The organism is Endozoicomonas sp. ALB032 (assembly GCF_049310125.1).
In the GTDB taxonomy this organism is placed as follows: Bacteria; Pseudomonadota; Gammaproteobacteria; order Pseudomonadales; family Endozoicomonadaceae; genus Endozoicomonas_A.
In genome coordinates this window covers 4,256,523-4,278,930 of record NZ_JBLYNW010000001.1, presented here as the reverse complement: position 1 = coordinate 4,278,930, position 22,408 = coordinate 4,256,523, and the positions used below count along the sequence as shown (strand labels likewise).

Annotated in this window: 1 protein-coding gene (running past one end of the window); it reads left to right on the top strand. The window is 52.6% G+C overall.

The annotated features are described in order from the left end of the window. A protein-coding gene (locus ACO6VG_RS16270; protein WP_422474732.1) for a TcdA/TcdB catalytic glycosyltransferase domain-containing protein crosses the window boundary here: on the top strand, positions 1-22,408 show its 3' portion. 5,993 nt of this gene lie to the left of the window's left edge; only the last 22,408 of its 28,401 coding nucleotides appear in the window; its start codon lies beyond the left edge, outside the window; it ends in the stop codon at positions 22,406-22,408.

Sequence of the window (22,408 nt, the reverse complement as noted above, 5' to 3'; positions counted from 1 at the left end):
GCAGTCAGGCGATGAAACCAGCATGAAAGCGTTGTACGTGAGAGAACTTGGCTTGAGAGGGATTTTTGCTGCAGCCTCTGATTTGGTAAGAGTGGTACTGCTGAAGGGGGGAGGTGTCTATTTGGATGTCGACACGCTGCCTCATTATAATGAAAAATTGTTTAAAGGGATTGAAATCCCAAGTGAAATTTTACATTCAGGAAGACTGAGTCATTTAATTAACCATATGATTATGGATTATTTTGCTGACCCAGGCCCGGAACAACTGTTTTTTAACAGAACACCTGATCCAGAAATACGGAGAGAATATAACAGATTCAAAGAAATATACCCTGATTTTTTTAAGGCTGTCAAAGAAGCCATCGTTAATCATGGGAAAGAGCCTCTTTTTACTTTTCCAGGCTCATTCAAGGCTATTCCTGGCTCAATAGAAATAACATTAGAATTTAAAGAAGCAATCAATCCCAACAACAACTTTATTATCGCGCCGCCAGACAGTGAAGTTCTCAAGGCAGTTAAGCGAGAAATAATAAGGCGTCTCAAATTGATTGATCGGCTGGGAATAGGCGACACGGAAAACTCTTATGACGACAGTATCGATGTCGATACAGTTGAGCAAATGAAAGAGTCAATCGTCAATGAATTGGGAATCGATAACGATTTGGCCAAAGATATAATTAACTATCGAGTTGATGGATTAGTTAGAAGATCTGGATCGACGTTGCATTTAACCGGGCCGGGTTTGATTATTCACGTCATCAAAAGCTATCTCATTGCTTTGCTTCCAGAAGAGGATCTTTTTGATTACAAATTAAAATCCTATTTCACGCAAATTAACCCACTGGCAAGGATTGATTCAGTGAGTTTTGATACGGATGAAAAATCCAGTAGCTGGCTTAACGATACTGATAAAATCGTGCGTTATGAACTGACCAATGAGCGAGACAGCCGTTATAAAAACCAGGTCATTCTCCAGCTCGGTAACAGCGACAATGAAGCCAGAGCCAGCTCATACCTGAGAAATAAATACCAGCCCGATTTCAGCCGTCTTATACGACTGATGCCTGATGGCTCCCTGATTGATGAGAAAGCAGGTTATATCATTGAATCCAGGGTTGTGAAAGCCAGTTTTATTACAGACGACACACGTATTATTGTTGTTGGTCATGGTTCCAAGGTTCAGGATAAAAAGACCGGTTCCGGCAAGTTTCTTCTGGGCGGCAAGACGGTTGAGCAACTGGCTGAAGTGCTCGAGCGCATAACCGGTGGGCAGTTTGTCAGGACTGTCAGTCTGGTGGGTTGTGGTGCTGATGCCAGCGGCGAGCATTACCCTGTAGAAGCGTTCGCCAGAACACTGTTTGCTGAAATCCGGACAGAACGCATCACCGTCCGCAACGCACTGGTGGCAGTGGATATGCTTGGCCGTAAATGGACTGGCACCCTGCCCGCTGATGGCAATATCCTCTGGTCACAGTCAGACCATCGCGTCAAGCTGGTGCTTGAGAAAGACGATCGGGGCCAGTTAATGGCCCGCCAGCTTCCGGTTGCAGATGGGCTGGTGAAAAAACTCCGGAATTTGCCCGCGTTGCCCCCCGGCAGGGATTATGCCCATCTGGGCAGGAATGACCGTCATTTCGATCAGGCCAGACGCTTACTGCTTGAAACGATGATCGAAAACAATGGCAGGCAGAAACTCTCTGACCTGATTGAGCATTACAACCGTCGACTGTATCAAAACACCGGTGATGACCTGTCTCCTTACCGGTTGATGCCTTTGCCGGTTGCCGATGTCGAGCTTCCTCTTGCCTCAAAAGAGCCTCAGCCAGAAGAAAGACGTCAGATAAGCGCCTTTGTCCGCGCAGACTCAATCGGTGACCCGTTTTCCGGAGTGGGTCAGCTGGCCTATGACGATCCCCTGGCGCAAGAGAATTTTGCCCGGATCCAGCAGGAGGGGTATCTGCTGGCCATGGGAGTTGCAAACTCGCCATCCGAGGTCATGGCTGCATTGTTTACCCGCCTGTTGCTTGGGTCTGTGCAGGACATTGTGGCACCCGGAGGCAATGACATAGATCCGTTCCGGGTCTCCAGCCTTGAGCTGATGACTTCGGTATTGGGAAAAGGTGACCTGCAGGCTCTCCGTGGCCAGCAGTTGCAAAATGACTTTGCCGACTTGAGCCAGTGGTATATCAAGTCTCTGAAAAAGTTATTGGGTCACTTTCTGGCGGACAAAGCAGACGAAAAAATACCGAGACTGAACGCCAGAGAATGGCATAAGCAGGGACAGTGGCTGCAAAAAACACTTTCCCTTGGGATTAATAAAAGAGTTCCCCATGACGCTGTCGGTTTTACAGATCCTGTGACCAGGATTCACGGAGAGGCTTTTGATGACAGCAAATACCTGCCTGTTGTCACCGACCCTTCGGGCGTAACTTATGTTCTGCTGGACCTGCCAGAAAGTAACAACGCGGCTTTTCCGGATAATCTGCGCAATATCCTGTTTATGCTTCAGTCCTCAGGGCCGCTGGGGCCGCGTAATGCCCAGACGCTGATCAATACCATTGAGTTAGCCTATTCCCGGCATTCAGATTTCCTGGCAGGAGAGCAGCTTGCTGAAAAAATAACCCGGCTGCCGATGGCTGATGTAGTCACACTGGCCACTGAAGTTATTAACCTCGACACGGAGCCTAAGGCTCTTCGGAGTCTGATACGAAGACTGTTGATTCGCCTGGCAGCCAGCGCAGTGAAGGCTCTGGACATCGGTCACAAACCGGATTACCAGCAGAAGTTTCTGATCGCAGAATTACTCGTCCGGGCCCCCGAAGAAAAGACCTTTGTCGTCCTGGTCCCAGAATCGGGAAAATACCAACGCACGATTACTCTGGATCCTTTGAAGACCATCGACACGAATGACTATCGTGGCTTGCATTCGCGAGTCACTCTGGGGGCTCGTTCGCCACTTTTTATCTCGACCATTCAGGACAGTACCTATCGCTCTCAGGTGCGTGAGCTGCTGAAACTGAATGGAATGCCAAAAAAACAGGGACCTGTGTTTCGTTATTTCGACAAACCTAATCAATTTGTCGATACCCTTTTGGCCTGGCGAAAATGGGAAATAGAGTCTGGTTTTGAGGCTAAAAAGCCGAACCTTGATATTCTTCTGGAGCAAGACCGATTCATCCAGGACAGTGAGGCAATTGTCCATCCATGGCAATCAAATAAGTCGATCATCGTCCGGGTTGGAGTGAAGGATGTACCAGAAGAGGCGTCTGACGCCCGCCTGGCCCGGGTGCTGACCCAATCCTACGGGATGGCCCTGTGTCTGCGAATCCGGGCAATGGCTCCAAATGCTCGCTATCTAATCGGGGCTATGGAGATATGGCAAATGGATTACCGTGATAATCCTGAGGGGGATTACGGTTTTGACAATGCTCTGACACTTCGGCAATTCACTGGCGATCCGCTTTACCGGGCACTGATCCGTGACAGTAAGAACCATGATCTTAAGTTTGCCGTGGGTTCTGTAGATGATTTCCAGCGGGCTATGGAGGTATTGGATTCGGAAGGGAAACTCAGCGATTCGGTCAGCAACGTTATTAGCCGCATTGCAATGAATCCGGCGACCTCTGTTAATACTTTTGTAGAAGCTCTGGTTAAGGTATACACAAATTTCTGGAAAGAGATGCAGGATGCACAACTGCGGTCGGTGCTGCAGTTGCAGGCATCGCAATACCAGATATTGAAACAACGATTAACCAGCTCCGATTTAACCGTTAATACCAGGAGCAGGTTATTGTCAAGTCTGGGCAATATGGAAAACCCGCCAGACAAAACTTCGTACACCGGCACCATGCCTTCTCATTACATGGACGTCTATAGCAAAGGAATAAAGGAGAACAGTCCCGGAATTATCAGTGAAGTAACACCAGGCTCCTATGGCGATAATGGTTCGCAGACCAAGGTCGCGATCTTGTTCTCTGCCGGGTTTATCAAATATGTTCGTGATCAGAATGCTCTTGAACAGAATGCTCCTTCCGAACACCTGTTTTCAATACACAGTAAGATTATCAAAAGCCTTAGATGGCTCAGCACCGTCCCTGAATTCAAGGTTTTTTCCGGCGCTCTGGCGAAAGATCGGAGCCAGGCCTTTGGCGACCTCCAGAAGCTGGTGGATCAGGGGGTTATTGATGGTTCTGCCGGTAGCGGCTTCGACCAGGTCAAAATACCCGACTCTGTCCGGCTATTGCTGGTCATTACTCCTCCCGATCCATCGGGTACTCCATCCGCTACAGAAATGCCGCAGCCGGTTCTGGTTAAGAATACCGGTTGTGTTCTGAAAGTGGATCCGAGCCAGTATTTCATCAAAGGACAAATAGAGGTTGAACAACATCAGACCTTATCAGGCCTGATAGCTCGTTATATTGTTGCATCCGGTCTGCTAAAAGGAATCAACGGAGATTATGAAACCCTTCGCAAAAAAATGCTGCGTAAATTTGGCATCAAGGCATTACCAGAAAAGAAAAGCATTATCGTTGTTCCCTTCGACCCTTTCAAGGGACGGGCCGGCCTTGAAATAGAGAATCTCATCACAAGTGTGGACACTGAAGCGAGGAAAAACCTTGCATACTCTCAATTTAATCCTGATGAGCGTATTAACTCTGATTTTCCTAATATACTCCTGTCTACTGATAGCCATGAAGGTCGCACCATCATTGAAATTGTTACCGGCCCCAAACCTCTCTCGGCTTATCTCAGTGAGTCCTCAGATTTATTTCTTGCAACCAAAACGCTGGCCTCTGTTTTAGCGAATATACCTGAAGGGGGGGTTACCGTCAGTGGTTTGGTTGAGGCTTATAATGATCAGCTACTTGGCAATAACCCCGAAGGTAATTTAAAAAATTTCAAGTTATCCAGTTTTGATGAATTTAAAGACAGTCAGATTTCATTGTTGTCTGGCAAGATGGGGGCAGCGGTAGCGGCAGGAGCACAGTCACCACCTTATCGTATTCATGTCAATATTGGGGTCGACCTTAGTTTGATTGGGGATATAACCTCCTATATTCCCGATCTTTTTGTCTCGGATAAAAGCGACACATTAAGGCAGGTTTTTGAGTGGAGCCAGTATAAAGCCGCTGTCATTTCAGAAAAGCTGAATCTGAATTCTGACTTGCTGAAATCCATGTTTACCATGCATTTGTACAAGCAGGCATTAGACAGTTCAACCAACAATTTCAAGAGGGGGAAAATGAGTCTTGCAGGTACCTCTATCAATAAACTTAGAGGATTACTGAGACTGGGTACCGCTGATTTTTTAATGACTGCCATCTCTGAGTCGGAGGCCGAACAACTTAAGACAGCCATCCAGAATTACGGCTGGCAAAGCTTTACTTCGTTGATGCAGGAAACGGTCAATGATCTGGCCACGGTGGGATCTGAGGCTGAAGGAATTGGCAGGGAGTGGAAGGTTCCCGAACAGCGATTGCAAGCCAGGTTAAAATTGTTGTTCACCGACATGTTGGATCATCGTGTCGAACATGGGGCGATGATTATCCCCTACAACCATGGCTCAGATTTTTTCGAATTACCCCAGGGCGAGAACAAAAGCCCGAAGCTGGGTTACGTAGATATCACAAATGCATCCTCAAGACATGGCGTCACTTCTTATGTTGATGAAGAGGGTCAAGCCCATTTTCTCGGGACAGTGGAGGTTCGAAAACTCTGGCCCAATCTCGATAAGATGGCTTTTTCCCCTCCCGACTCTTTCACGGTTTCGGTAATAAAGTCCGTTCAAACCCCGGGGTTACTGGGAGCAGACCCGGAGGTTGACGGGATTTTTTTAGGAAAAGCTCAATCCCTGGTCAGCCCTGAAACCAAAACTTCGCATTTCCAGAGCTGGGTGAAGCAGTCCATCCTCGACCGTTTGGGTCGACTCAGCCAGGCAAAGCTCGAACATGTCACCCGCTCCTTCGTCAACCGTCCGCATGAAACACAGGACCCAATCGGGCAGGAACGAGTGGCCCGGTTGCTGCTGACTGCCAATCTCAGGGCAATAACCGGCGGGTCGTCAGGATCAGCCTGGGACACTCTGGTGCAGTTGCAAAAAATAGTGTCCGTGGATCTTCAGCGGATAACCAGCGAGGAGCAACCGCTTCCTGTGGCAGCCACTGACCGTCAGGCCCGCTGGCAACAGCTGGCAGAGCTTAATCTGTCTACTGAACTCAATACACTTCTGAAACTGTTTTCTGGTGATGAAAGCGAAGGTTTTATTAAGCCGGTGCTTAAATCAGGAGAGGTGCTGTCCGGGTACGGAATGTCTCTGCGCCGTGTGTCGCAGGAAATAACGATTGTTCTTGACCCCCACTGGCACCCGTACCAGAGTCAACTGAACAAGAATCCGCTGACCCTGACAGTGGGAATAAAAGACGCGACGCAAGATAACCATAAAGCTACCCCTATAGGAAAGCTTTTCGCAATAGCCTTGTTAAACCATCCCGATGTGGCCGCGCTCCATCAGGCGCAAAAGGATTTGCGGGCGATCTGGGGATTGTCGTCAATCAAGACTGACCGCAACTATGGCCTGACCAAAGAACTGACTCTGGCTATTTTTCCAGAGCAGCAGGACGCCCTTTACACACAGTTTGTGGATGGCATCGGCAACCCCGATCACAATTGGCAGTTTGCTTCCGGGTCGGTTGAGGATTTCGCCCGGGTTCTGTACGGGTTGTCCACCCGCTATGATCAGGACAGTCTGACAGAGGCTTTTCATCGGATTCGGAACTACCACCGTCAAAACACCGGAGTATATCTGGACACCTTTGCCTCAGCAGTGGTGAAGACACACAGGAACCTGCCGGATGGCCGGGCAGCACTGACTCTGCGTCAGGTTATCGGGAGTGACGGCTGCACTTTTCTGAAACAGACCCTGAATGAAAGGCGCGCACCATTAATCAGTGGCCTGGATGCAATAATAGATGCCAGAAGTCTTGACGCGCTTTATAGTGGCCGCGATTTAAAACGACGCCTTCCTGGTATCACACTGAGCAGGGGGATAATGTTAAGGGTCACCCCTGAATACTTCGGTTATGCCGGGGCGAATTATCATTTATTACCCGATGCTATCAGGAACTTCCTGGCAACACCTCTGGGCAAAGATTACCTGAAAAAATTTGAAGAGAGTTTCACGTCCGGCCGTTATCAGTACCTGATTTTTGATGCCCCAAAAGCAAGCGATGGAAAGCAGCAAATCGTTGTTACGTTAACACTGGCTGGCGAAGAAACGGCTGACAGACAAGTGATCATTGATCCCAGTGCCAGTCAAAAGATCCGTTTGTCCAGCTTGATCCCAGTGTTTGTTGACCTGGTTAAATCCGGCTACGACATGGATGATAGCAGTCAGCCTGCCGCCCCGGACGATAAAGACATTGAAGCAAGGGTTCGCCAGGAAATGGGGCTGGCTCCCCTGGTGCAGCTTGCCAAAATAGCGGCGGTAAAAAAGGACAGTGCAACTGGCCAGATCGTTCTTGAAAGAGTAACCGACGCTGTCTCCCGACCTGCCGGATGGGACAGCACGGTGCAGCAGAGCCTGACAGAGATCAATGGCTCACCTTTAACGACTCTGAAATGGCTTGGTGCCGAAGGTCAGCCGGGATTGCAATTGGTAACAGCCCCACTCTCCCCGGATGACCTGGACACTCACAGGCTTTCTCTGGCAGCCGATTTTTATGCGCTGGATAAAATGATCTCGACGCTGACTCATCCGGACAATACAAAAGATTACGATGAGGTCTACAAGGAGTATTTTAGCGACCGGTCAGGCTCTGAAGGGCAGCCCATTGACCGGGCAAAAACCACCGACGGCTCAGATACCGGAATCATCCTGAGGCTGCCCTTTGAGGATCTGGACAGGCCGGTGTTCGCTGCCCTGTTTGCTGACAGTGACAGCCCTGAAGGGGAGCGGCTGCTGGCCAGCCTGAAGGCTGCCAAACAGTTCGTGACAGATATTGCCCCGGCCTCAGGCGATTACAGGGCAATCCATGCTCAGTTAAGGTCGCTGCTTACCCTGTTGTTGTACCGGCTGTCGAGGGACGCCCCCCACGGGAAATCCCTGTTTCCGGGAATAAGGCTGGCAGATTATATCCATACCTGCCTTTCCAACAGTGCCGCTGCCTTACTCAGTGACTACATTCACCGTGTTGGCCTGCAACAGGTCACTCAGGAACTGGAAACGAAGCTCACTGTCATTGCAAAGCCGGGTGCCCCGGATCTGCAAGCGGGCGTCAGGATCAAAGACCTGCTAGGGATGGCTTTGGATTACCGCCTTGCCAACGGCGCCATGTTGCTGCCCGGCACGCTGCCGGATTACTACTCGCTGCCCCTGAAAGATAACAAAAAATATCGAGAGCTCTGGACTGGCCAGATGTCAGAGGACAGCAGAGCGCGACCTGTCTCCAGAAACGCCGATGGCCAATATCTTCTGGACCTGGCCTTGCCGGGTCAAAGCGGCATGGTCAAACGCCTGTTGCTCCGAAACCCGGCCCCCCCCGATAACCTCCGGAGCCAGCTCCGATTGGCTTTGAAACCGGACTGGCTGGGCAGTGATCCAGAGGTTACCCGTGCGTTTCTTGAATTGGCGATGTCCGGGGTGGGTAAAGCCGACTGGCCGCAGTTTTTGGAGTACTTCTCTTCATTGCCCCAATTGCAGCGTTCCGCAGTAGTGGTGGCGCTGGGTCAATATCGCTTGCAGTATCCAGAGGACAGTATCAAGCAGCTGGCCCTTGCCCTTACCCGAATCCAGCTGTCGGAAGTGAATCAGCAGATCAGTCAGGATGATCAGGACGGGACACCGCCGGCGTTTCGCATCAGGCGTGTGACATTACCCGAGGACGGAAGTCATGGCTTCAGGCTGGAGACTGACGAGGGGATCATACCTGTGCTGGCCGACTCCCCGGAGCCGGTGACTGGAGAGCCATCACTCAAGCCGTATCCGCAAGGGCTGCTAATGCTCGCCAGTTCATACAGCAGCCAGTTTCCAGGGTCGTTTCTGGATACGCACAACAGCGTCAGACTCTACCGGCAAGCGATGCAGGATAGACAGCTGCATCCCGACCGTTACCAGCATGATGTCCAGTGGCTTATTAAAACGTTCAGTGACTTTGGACCGGAAATCTATCGCCAACGACTTCAGGAGGGGGGGGCGCTTGACCTGAGTGCGGGCCGGCCTCTCCACTGGCAGTTAAATCCCCATATTCCCCTGCAGAAGTCCCGGTTGCAGGTCGGGGATGCCGCTGTAACGATTGAGTTTGGGATGAAGGATAACCCTTTGCAGAGTTACAGATTCTTTAACGAAGTGGTTGGCCGGTTCTACGCCATGGGTCTGGCCAAGAGTGTAGAGGCTGTTGATGCCAGTCTGTTCCAGTCGGTCTGGCCAGAGGAGGCGGAGCGACTGCGTCAACTGGGCGACACTGTTGATTTTGATTCTGTCCAGCGATGGGATTCCCTGCCTACGGCGCGGAATCTGGATAATACCCTTCCGAGAGACAACAGCCCGGATTTACCAAAACTTTATGCTGGATCCGTCAGTCAGGAAGGCGTGAAACGGACGCTAAAATGGCTGTTCGATCAGAAGCCTGGATCAATTTCATTGGGCCTTGAACAGCTCTTTGACCAAATTCAGGGGGACCAGGATAACCCGGCTGTTCAAACCTTTGCCGAGGCGCTGTATGAGTTTGACCGCAACCTGCCTGATGGTGACAGAGTCCTGTTCAGGGAGGCTTTCACTCCCAGGCAGATCAAATTTCTGAAGGGTGCCCTGACTCACCAGGCCCCTCAGCAGTGGGAACTGATTGACTACATAGACACACTTAAAACAACGTTCGATTCGCAAGCCCAGGTAACCGATGCTGACGGGTTTAAGTCATCGACCTACCGGCTGGTTGAGTCTGGCAGCGGCGACGACAGCGACAGAGAGTCAGTGGTTGTCATCGAAGACCCTGAGGCGCAAGACAACAAACGCTGCCGACGTGGGGTCGACGGGTGCAGAACTCGCCTGCTATCAGCAGGAAATCTGGCGGACCGCCCCTTTTTGGACATTGACAGCACGGATATCAGTTACACCGATACCAACAAACCTTATTACAAAGTTGAGTTCCTTAACCACAACGATGAGCTGTACCGGGTGCTCAGGCGCTCAGACAAGGATATTACTGCCACCCCCCTGGGCCAGGCTTCCGTTTATGACAGCATCCACGATAGCAACGACTCCCCAGCTGAGCGGGTGTTTTCAGACCCAACATTGGCCACTTCGTCCGTGGCGGTCAGGCGTTCCGATGGCAAGGTTTATCAGCTGATTTCGGAAGCTGACGGTCACTACCGGGCAGTGAGTTTGCAATCCGGAGATAAGCTGTTAGCGTCGTACGACAGTAACAGTAAAACCCTTATTCCGGTGCTGGAAAAAAACGACCATGGAAAGACGATTTATGGTGTGAAACTGGACGACGCCGCCGCAGAGACAAACGGGCTGTTCAAACTCAACCCGAAGGAATCGCTGAAGGATCAGTTAGCCGCCGCCCGCCACTGGCTGTCAGCGAGCAGTTCCGAGCTACGGACGCTGACGGGCACAGACGACAGGATAGCCGTGATCCTTCCTGCCGACTACCGTCCCGGCCAGAAACTGGCGAATCAGGCCGAACGGCTCTTGTCAGAACTGAGAGTCTTTGTTGCCAGCTCCGCAGGACAGCGTCTGGTCAATGCCCTGGGGTTCCCTGACAGTTTCATCAAACCCGCCACTATGACCGAGCTGGACAGTCAGCTGCTGCCCGGTATGAAGCCCCCTGCCCCTCTCAGGCTGGTGATCAGGTTTGGCAAACAGGCTCTTGCTGACCGGGTGATACCCTATCGTCCCGGGGACAGCGGGGACACCAGTGGCAACCGGCTTGTGGTGCTGAAGGTTGACCCGGCGGTGTTGACCGGGCAACGCCACTCCACCAGTAATTACCTGGGGGCACTGGCCTCGGTCCTGAAGGATTTATGTCGGGCAGCACTGACCAGTACTGACCAGACGAACTCACCAGCCATCGCCATGAGCTGGTTGCAGGGAACCAAAATCACCAGTGCCCGGACGCTGCTGCAACTGGAAAACCAGCTTCGTAAGCAGTACGACCTGCTGCCCGTGCTGGCCACGGCATCAGCCCATACCCCTGTTCAGGAGGTCACCTCAGCGGGCGGGATAACGACTGTGAAAAACCGCCATCGGGTCCGCATTGCCTATCAAGCCATTGCTGAGCCCCTGTCCGGCTTTGGCCGTCTGCTGGGGGATATGGAAACCCGGCTACTGTTTCAGCGGGTTCATTACCATTGCAACCAACGGGTTGACCGGTTATCCGACGCTGGTCGTGCAGGGCTGGGAAACCTCCGCTCACTGTTAACGCAGCTGGCCTGGAGTGGGCTGGTCAGTCAGCGCATGATGACATCGCAGCCTGCACTGCTGGCTGATCCGGCGGACGTGGTCACAGCCGTGCTTGATGACAGTGAGCTGAAAGCACTGGCCGGGATCAACAACCTCGCCGGGCAGCTTGAAGAGGTGTTGACCGATGCTCTGAAAGACCGACGGGGCATCGCCTTCACAGCGGCAGAACAACAGGGATTATTGCACTGGCTAAGCCGTGCAGAGGCGGTTCTTACGGACGCACAGGCCGTGCGCAAGGAATGGGCCGAGCCCGGACAACTTCCCCTCGCTGCGGATTCCCGCGGCAATGTACCGGTCACCACTGGTAACCGAAAAACCCTTGCCCTGACCAGCACCGGGCGGCAACCGGTCACCCGGCTGAATGATCAGCCTCTCATTGCTATTGAAAGCCAGAACGGCCCCCTGTCCGCTCCGGCAGGCGATGAGCTTAGCGGTTTGCTGGCCCTGTTGAGACAGGAGTCACCTGACAGCCCGCAGGCTGTCGCTGCTTTAAGGACCGAGCTTGGTTGGGCTCCAGCAGTTACCGACCCGGACTATTACCGGGACGCGATCAAGCGTACTCTGTTATCACTGTCCCCACAGCAGACCAACAACCTGGATGACACCCTTGTTGATTTGCTCAACAAGCCATCCCTGACCGACGGTGAGTCGCTGCTGGCGGAGTATTTTTTTCACCGGCGGCTCAGGGGGCTGGAACCCACAGACCCAGCCGGGTTGCGGGCGGATGCCCTGCGGGCCAATAAATGGCTTGATCTCCTGCAAAAAAATCCGCCATTGCTTCCGGGACCTGGCTGGGAGCGCCCGGCTTTCACCCTCGATACCGGGTTGGGCCGTTACCAGGCTCAGGTTCAAACCAAGGACGGGCAAAAAACGTTCACGCTGGGTCGCCGGGATGACCTGGCTTTTTCCAACCGGGGGCCCGGCTACACCCTGACTCACAGCGAAGGCGACCGCAAGCAGGTCTTTCGCCTCCAGCTTCCTGATGGCTGGCCAGACCGTCTTTTGCCGATCAGGCTGGTTGTCCACATGGAGTTTTATCGCAAGCTGCAACGGAAGGGCAGTATTGGCAAAGAGCAATTACAGAACGACATTCAATTCATTGCCCGGGGGATGGGGGAGCCTCGTCTATCGCAGCTTCTTCAGGCGCTGGTGCAACCCGTCAGGGATGCAGGCATTGCCGATATCAGCCCTTTTAAAATAAAAATCAGCCCCAGGCCGCTCTGGCCGTTGGTGGACAGTCGTGTCGAGGTGAGTGAGGAAAACAGTGCCCACGCCCTGTTATTGCTGGGCACGAAGAACAGGAACAGGCCATTTATTTTCCGGGAAACCCTGACCAACCTGGTGGGTGCCAGTCTGTTGAAGGCACTTGAAGGTGGTGGAGGGTCGCTGACAGCCTTGCGCCAGCAGGTGCGCCAGCAGTTCGGGATCAACACCGCGACACTGCCTGACAAGGAGTCGCGTCCCTTGGGACTGACCCGTCAATACGCACTGACTCTGGCGGTTGCCCCCCCTTCAGGCACAAGCCTCTATCGGCAACTGGTCGCAGGCCATCATAACCTGCTGTTAGCCAAAGGTACGAAAGCCGATTATCGCCGGGCATTGGCGTATTTAGAGTTGCATGATAAGACCAGGATTCAGGCAATAAGGGATAGCCTTGCTAAAGGGGAAATTACAGCCAGTGACCGTGAGAAAAAACTTTTCAACGAGGTTGTCAATGATAAACAATCCTCAGCGCCCCTGGTTCCAGATGTCTCTGATAATACCATTGCCTCCTACAAGGCCTTGCCCTCCACCTCTGAGCTGGTCAACGTGGATTACCGGGCCTTCTGGAGCGTTGGTTCCGGTATAGAATCCCTGCTCGACGCCAGACTGCTGGGGTTAAGTCGGGCGGCGGCAGAAAATTTCCTGTCCCAACAGATAGAGGTCGCTAAAAAGCATTTCAGACTAAAAGTCGTTGCCAGCACTTACCTGAAGTCACTGCTGGTTCATTTTATCTACTGGAAGATGGAGCAGGTTCTGGGTGACACCGGCCAGCCAGCCAGCCGGATACGCTTGGGAGTGACCGATGCGGTAACGACCATACTGCCTGACGGCGATATCGATGACATCGCAAAACTGATGTACGTTGATCTTTGGTTGGAGATAAATACGCCAGAGAGTCCGAGGATATCCACTCTCGTCGCATTGGAAAAAGCCTGCACTTTTGTTGCCCGGGGACTCGGCTGGAAGTCTTTTGACACTGGCCTGCTGGCCAATCTGAAGCAAGATGTGGACACCGTATTCCATGAGGCGGTAGCACTGCGACGGCGCGTCGGAAGGCCGTTCCAGTTGCCTGTTAATCAACAACCGGACGCCCAGGGTAAAGAGCCCACGTCTGTGCAGGCTTTAGCGGGGCAGGATCAGATCATTGAAACCTTCGCCAGCAGCCCTCGTTATGCGGTTATGGCGGATGGTAAAAGGCGTTATATAAAAATAACTCCGGCGGGCCCGGGCAATCCTTTCTCGCTTATGTCACTCCAGTCACAGGATGGCCTGAAGAGGCTGTTACGGCGGCCTCTTAATCCGGGCAAAAACGCTGCAGCCACTCAGGCTTACCTGTCACAGCTGGCACGCCATTATGAGGCTTTTAGTGAACTGAAGAACATTAACATGACCGGCCAGGTCAATGGCGTTATTGACAAGATGGACCATGTCACCCGGCAGCAGTTTGCCGATGGTTTCCTGCACTATGCCCGGCAGTCAGCCATCCCGGCAGGTCTGGCTGAAACCATCGCCGGGAAGTTACTTGCGGCAGAGCTCAGCGCCCTGGGTTCTCTGCCTGAAACGATTTCTACCGGGCTTTATCAGCGGCTCAACGGGCTGCTGAACCTGACCGGGAAAAAGGAATTTTCACTGACCTCTGGCGACCTGAATATTCGGGTGCTGACCGACCCCTCAATCACCGCCGATGCCTCCTACCTGATGCCTGCCCAAGGCACACTGGTGCTGGGCAATGGTGACGCTGACAGCCCGCTGACCGCCGCCGCAGCAATGGCTCTGCTGCAGGCACGGGAAGCCCAGAAACCGGAGGATCAGGCAAAAACATTCCTGGCCCTGCATCAGAAGCGAATCCGATTGCCAGAGGGTGTGGAAAGCCTGTCACCAGAGTCGCTGGTCAGTGAGTTCACGGTTAAGGAAGGCAAGCTGGCACTCTCCGGCCTGCTGGAACGTCTGACCAGCTTTATCGGGCTGGCGGACAGGCTGAAGCGGGAGAATTTTTCCGGAGCCCGACTTCTGGCCAGAAAGATTCGCCAGAACGTGGCCGACGGCGTTGCCGCACTCAGGCGTGATATTGATTTTGGCCAGATGGCTGAGCTGGTTGATATCACCGGCCGCGATTTCCGGAGAACCTTGCAGGCACTGGACAAGGCTGGTTTGCCAGACGGTCAGGCAGCAAGACTGCCCGATGCAGACTGTGTTCTGTGCGATGGTTCCGGACCGATCAGGACCGCGATGGCACTGATAGACAGGGTCAGCGGGCATCTGGATGTCATTGAGGCCAGTGATCACTTCATCCATACCAGGCAGAGTGCCGGTGACAAGGGGTTGCTGGCAGACGCCTTCCTGCTGCTGGAACAGGGACGTTTTGCGGCGGTGGTCACCGAAGACATTATGGACAGCCCGGCGTTCCGCAAGGAGCTTCTTGAGCTCATACGACAAACACTGGCGCAAAGGCAGGGGCTGAAACCGGAGCAAATCATTGATCGGGTGGTCACCTTGCTCGATGATTCGGGCTACAGTCCCGACGACACCCGCTATGTAAAGCAACAGCTGCTTGCAAGCCCGGAATTTGTGGAGAGCCTTAAGCTTCGTGAAGACCATACCGGCGGGGATAGCTTCGAGCCTGATAGCCCGGATGGCAGCAAGTCAGGCGGTGGGTCGAAAAGCTTGCAAGGGAAGTTCATGCGCACGCTGGACGTGCTGGATCGCAGTACAAAATTTAATACGGGCAGGATGGTTGTTGGTGCAGGGAATGCCGTCGCTGGCCTTGCCCTGGCTTCGGTGACACTGAATAACCTGGAAAAATACGGCGACTCGATGCCTCCTGATGCCAGGAACTCGGCCTATGCGAGTGCGAGCCTGGGCATCACCAACTCGGTCTACGGTCTTACCATGAGCGCCAACTGGGCGCTGAGCAAAACCCTTGTCAAGACCAACAATCCGGCAGGTGCCCTGGGCGTCGCGTTAAAGCTGGGTCCGAAAGCGTCACGAAATGTGGCCAGGACTTTACCCGTTATAGGCGGTCTCCTTTCTCTTGAAGTTGGTACGCTTTCACTGGCCGCTAATGCCGCAAACGCCCACGCGGCAAGAAAGGCTGGCAGCTATAAACGGGCGGCCATTTATGGTGCCATGGCAGCCCTGGATGTCATTACCATTGGCCTTGATGTCCTGAGTATGGCGCTGGACTTCATCTTTCCAAAGCTGGGTCTTGTTGTGGACCTGATCAGTATGCTGTTAGGTTTCGTGCAAACGGCCCTGCAGGCCATTATGCCGCCCCCCACCGCCCAGGAGGATTTCAACGCTTTATTGGAGAGCCCGCAATTCAATGGACAGCTTGATCAGCAGATGGAGCACTTTGAGAAAGCAGGCTACAGGCGGTTTATGCTGTTCGACGATGCCAGTAATTATCTTGACCAGAGTAAGTATGACGAGAACCTCGAGACATTGAGGTTCTCCACTATGTGGTTTCTTCTGGATGATTTCGACAAAGACAAATGGTATGCCATTGTTGACAGGCAAAACGTAAGGCGATCCGGGTCAGGGACGTACCTGTCGGACTACATAGAAGGCAGGAAAGGATACAAGAGATTTTTTGGTTTGGGTGGCAATGACACCCTGATCACTGACCTGGGTGAGCTTTATGGCGGTCCGGGCAACGACTTGCTGATTGTCAAAAAAGGCAGAGCAGCAGGGGGCAGTGGCAATGACATTATCCGGGTTGAAGAGTCAGGCGAAGCTTACGGGGACAGTGGCGATGACGATATCCGGATTGAAAAGTCAGGTAAGGCTTACGGGGACAGTGGCAATGACATTATCCGGATTGAAAAGTCAGGTACAGGTTACGGGGGCAGTGGCAATGATGTTATCTGGATTGGGCACACAGGTAAGGCTTACGGGGGATACGGGGACGACACCCTCTACCTGTCAAAGATCGGTGGCATTGGCTATGGCGGGCCGGGGAACGATCAGATTTATTTCGGCAAATCCCAGTATGGCGACTCGGGCGATGACCAGCTCATTGACAAGCTCGGCGCAGTCTACCAGCACGGTGGAACAGGTAATGACCGCCTTTCGCCGGGGTTAGGTTATGCACACCTTTTTGGCGGACCCGGAAATGATACGCTTGTCCTGCCCAGGTTCTCATTTTCTGTGGTCAGCCAGATGCCAAAAGGTAATCTCACGGCTCAGTACACTATTGGTCGTAATACCTTCAGGATTGATGGCCATCCATCCGGTCCCATTCATGACACGCGTCGCTACGCTCATGGTTACTCTAAGCCATTACTCTGGGTTAACTTGAAAAACAGAGTCTGGGGTAACCGTTTTTCTGATTATCTTGAGTTTCAGAAGTTGAAGCGCACCCATCCGGATGGCGAGGAAAAGGAAACAGATAAATCCTTTTTCGGTGTGTTTGGTGTAGGGCCTGGCGGTCAGTCATCGGTGACTAAGGCATTGATGGAGCAGGTTACACCTTTCGCCGGTCACCTGGGCGTCAGTCGAATTTCTGATATTTACGGTACAGGTTCTTACTTTTACCTCGGCAAAGTTCAGTACGGCAGCGCGCGAGAGCAAGTCCACCTCTATTTTTCGCTCAAAGGCGTTTTCGTGATGAAAACTGACCGCTCCCTGTTGTTTTTCAAAGAGAACAGCCTGCTCGAGGCCAGCAAAACTAATAAGGCTGTCAAATTCTTCGCCACCCTCCTGGACAGCTTGGTAACCGGGGGCTCTGTTGATGGTATGGAGCATCTGTTGGGTTCCGAAGACGGCTCGGAAGTCTACGGAACCGAACAGCGCGATAACATTTATCTCAGGGGCGATAAAAATAGCAACAACATAGTGAATACGCGAGGTGGTGACGATTTTGTCTATGCCAGCGATGGCACAGACACAATAAAACTGGGAGAGGGCAATGACCGGGCGGTATTGAGCGATCAAAATAAGGTGGACGGCGGCCCCGGCACAGACACTATTTCCTACGTGGTTCGAAAAAAAGATCTCTGGCTGGATATGACCAACCGGGATCGGTCGAAGGGGGAGGTGGTGACCGGTGTCGAGGTCATACAAGACTCCCCCCATAACGACAAGATCAAAGGCAACTCCGAGAATACGGTTTTTATGGCCACCGGTGGCACCAATACCCTGGATGTCGGAGCTGGCAACGACACGGTTATCACTCAAGGCGGAAAGACATCCATCTGGCTGAGAATCGGTTTTAACTCCGTGATACTGGGTGATGGTCAACACGAGGTTTACACGGGCATTCATGCCGACTCAATCAGGGTGAGTGGCAACAACCTTGTTAACCAAAAATTTTATGTCCACAAACCTCAGGAACCTTCGACAGGAAAATGGCCAGTTCTGGTTATCCGCTGGGGACGATTTAGTGACCGCTGCACCCGGCAGCACGGACAGCTGGCCAGCCTGACTGTCAACCCGTTCAGCGAGCGCATGGACCTGGTTTTCAGCAAACAGAAACCCAATGCTAACGTCACCCTGGACTTTAACACCCCCGACATCCCGCCGGTCACAGTCAAGCAATTTAATACCCACTGGTACCGGAAGGATTTGGATACGGATACGGACCACTGGAGGCACATAGCCGGGGATGTGATGAAACTGAAAAACACTACCCTGACCGATTTTGATTCAAGAAAAGGTGCTTGCAAGGTCACCAGGAAAGTGGACACCCATACCTTTTCCAGAGCACAGATGCTGGCATTTTTGAATCGCTACCCCGGAAAACCTTTAGGTGAATTCCGTCGCAAGCAGTGGCCTGACGAGACTGAGTTGGAGAGTCTTGCCAATGAAGGAAAAAACCTGGGTGCCGGTTTGCACCGCATTAGCAGTGAGGAAAGCAATAATCTCAGGCTGGGGATTGAGATTCGTTTCGACTCTTCCAGTTGCAGCCAGCGTAGCGGTCTTTTACGCAGGCTGACCCTGAAGCCGAACCAACAGCAGGTGCTCTTTGAAGGCTTAGCCCCCGCCCAGAAGGTGCATGCCACGTTCGACAAGGGCAAGGAGATGGTTTTCTCTGTCCCGGCAAAGCACACACTGACTTTACAATTGGTTAAAACCGATGCAGACGGCAGCAGACAACATTATGGCCGTCACCAGATATCAGGAAAAGAACAGTACTCAAAACAATGGCACGAACTGTTCCCCGGTCAGCCAATGGAGGCTGGCCTGGGCATGCTGGAGGTGCGTCATACCTTTCAGAGGACAATGGGGCTCATCAAGCTATGCGGAGCCACCAGACTGTACAACAGCTCTATGACTATACCGGATGTCCAGCTTGACTTGTCTTCAGACTCACACTCTGGCGTTCCCATCATTATCGGTGGTCCGGGCAATGATCGGCTAACAGGCAATCCCTCCACAGATAATATATTGCTTGGCAAGGGAGGGCGCGACATTTTGCAGGATATGGGAGGCAACAACCAGTTTATTGTCGGCATGGGCGATACCACTGTTACGGCTGGCAGGGAAGGACATAATCAGCTAATACACGACAAGTCTTCCTTACTTTATGGGATCCGGCGCCTGCGGCAAGACATCAGGGTTCTTACCTTCAAGGTTGCCACAATATATGAACTGGATGGCATGACCGTCAATGTCACCCAGGGGATCGCACAGACCCGATGGCGAAATACGGAAACTGGCAGCTGGCGTTATCACCAGACCGCATTCAGTGGGATCGGCCAGATGACCGGGTCTTCGGGAGATGATACCTACTTTGGCAGCAATGGTACGGATATTTTCAGCACCGGGGGCGGTTTGGACAAGGTGCACATGGGGGGCGGAAACGACCGGGTCATCATTAACGCCCGCTGTCAAAATGGCACCATCCTGGACGGCGGCAGCGGTACCAATACACTGCTCTTTGATTTGCCCAGCAGTCGTCGTGTATCTGTCGACCTGAGAAATAGTTTAACGGTCAGGAACTTTATCCTGGAGGACACCGGGAAGGGCAGGATAAAATTTTCCGGTGACGATAAAGATAACATTTATGTGTCCAGAGGTTCTCTGTACAGTTTTAATGGCAGGGGAGGAGATGACTACCTTTTTCTTCTGAAGCAGCCGCAAGCCATCGATTTTAACGGTGGTTCGGGTACCGACACGATAGATTTCAGCCAGATGACCATCGAGCCGGATTTTGTCCGGCTCAATCTGTCTTTAAGAAAAAAAGCAGTGAGCTTTGCCTGTTATGCAAGCGATTCAGGATCCTGCTCTCCCGATAAAAACGTCAAAGGTCATATGTCTTTTACGGAAAGGTCGCCCGAACCCAAACCCAAATCCAAATCCAAATCCAAATCCAAATCCAAATCCAAATCCAAGGGCATTTTCGATAAATGGTCGGCAGCTATCAGTAATTTTGAGATTTTCAAGGGCCCCGATTCCGGCGATATTTTCAACATTCCGGCCCTTGCCGGGATTGTCGTCGATGGCGGAGGTGGCAATGATACTTTCAGAATTTCCTCTCCCCGCATCAAGAGCAACAGTTCAATCACCTCCACCGTAGGGGGACCTGGATACAACAGGCATTATGGCAGCCGGGAGGGTGACCGGATGGTGGCAAACCTGGGGCCTGACCTGCTTTCCGGCGACCTGGGCCCGGATATTTACGTTATTTACCCACAGGCCAATGGCACCCGGATCGTCGACCGGGACAACGGAAATAGCCTGATATTGCACGGAGTCCAACCTGAAAAGCTGGACTGGCGACTGACTGGAAATTATACCCATCTGGAAGTGGACAACGACGGACATTTCTTTTTCAGCATCGATTTAGGGCACGTTCCCCAGTGTGTGCGTGAGGATGGCAGCCTGGTCACCGGGCACTTTATCAACAGCCTGGAACGGCATATCTGGCGCCTGACAATAATTGCTCCGGCCAACAACGAAAGCAGGCTGCTGAGCGGCAAAAACCTTCGAGATTACTATCACGCCAAGCTGACTGTGGATAAACGACTGGATAGCACTTATCAGCTTGGCAATATCACCGCACCGGTGCATGGCGGGCCAGGTGATGACGTGTTTTTCTTCTCGGGTGCTGTCAAGCCGGGGGCTGGGCTGTTCGGGGAGTCGGGAAATGATATTTTCCACCTCAAAAGCAGTGGTGCCAGTGTTCACCCCGGTCCTGGCAATAACCTTGTCAGTCTGGAGCTGGGGGGTTTAAAGGATAGTGGCAGGGATAGTGGCAGGGAAAGCGGCTGGGAAAACCGCGCCGTGAAGCTGTTTTTTGCTCCCTTTTCGTTTAACCGTGTTCGAATGGTTGGTGTCAGCCTCACGGATTTGCAGGCAGCAAGCTGGCGTTCGCTGGCTCTGCGTAATGCGCCTGACAGCAATGACCAGACTGGTTGCCCAGCCGACTTATCCCGCTTGATGCCCCCTCCGGTCACCGGCGGCAGTTTTATCCTGGCAGCCTGGATTCGCCAGGGCCTGCCGCTTGGCAGAGGAACACGGGCCGGGAGCACGCTGATTCATTTTGCCGGGCCTGACGGCTCTGATGCCATCAGCCTGAGCCTGAAACCCGGGAGGCTGGAGGTCAGGGTAACGGAGGGTGCCAGGTTCTTTCATCGAAGGGTCAGGCCATTTTTTACCTCCCCCCGCCTGCATCTGGCCATGACAATAAATGACAGTGGTTTTCTAACTATCTACCGAAATGGTCAGATTGCTTTGGCAACCCAGGCTTTCAAGCCGGCCAGGAAAATTCGGGCGCTGAACTGTTATGCCGCTGACAAACTCATCATCAACCAGCGTCTCCCGTCGCCTGAAGGGATAAAAATGATGGCGTCCGGTGCCGACCCCCTGGTGAGAATTGGCACCTGGCAGGACCCTGACCGTATCTACGCCAATGGCTGGCCAGACAGCCTGGAACTGGATGACGGCATTCTGGATGACAGGGAAAGGATCGGTCGACGACTCGAGTCTGGTTATTCACTTTCAGAGCAAACCATCCCCGGACATCAGTATGAAATTGACGAAAAAAGCACTACTTACCGTTTCTCTGGCGATGACATGGATAACGGCCAATGGCTTCTGGCAAACGCCACGGGCACCGCTGACCAGCTCGAAATTAATACCCATGATTGCCAGACATTGGGCTATCAAAAGTCGGACGAGGATCTGATCCTGACTGTCTTGTCGAATAAGAACCGGTTGAAAATCAGCGACAATAGCAGCCATCCGCTCAATGCCACCCAGAGCCTTCGGGTGCAAAACTTTTTCAGCCAGGAAGGCGATACCGTTGAGCGCCTGATCGTCAATAACCGGGTGCTCAGCATGAGCGAGGTGCTGGCGAAAGTAGATACCCTACAGTCAAATGGCAGCCGCTCACTGAATGAAAGCATCCCAGAGGCAACTTTGGCCGCTGAGGGTGGGGGCAACGGAACCCAGTCCTTACTGAACAGGATCATTGGCAGGGGGAAACAGCTGTTGAATCTGGGCAATCTGACCGTAGCTAAGAAAGACGACGCTGACACAGGTGAAGCCGAGAGTGAGCGACCCATGGTGGCGAACCTGAATAACACGGAACTGAACCGGCAATACCAGCGTTTGGTTCAGGAAAGAAACACCCTTTCAGGCAATCGCAGTGGCGAGAGCCCATCGTTTATTCCATCGGTAAGCCAAAGAATGGCGCAGAACCTGACGAATCCGCTAAATTTAACGATGATGGGTCAGGGCTGA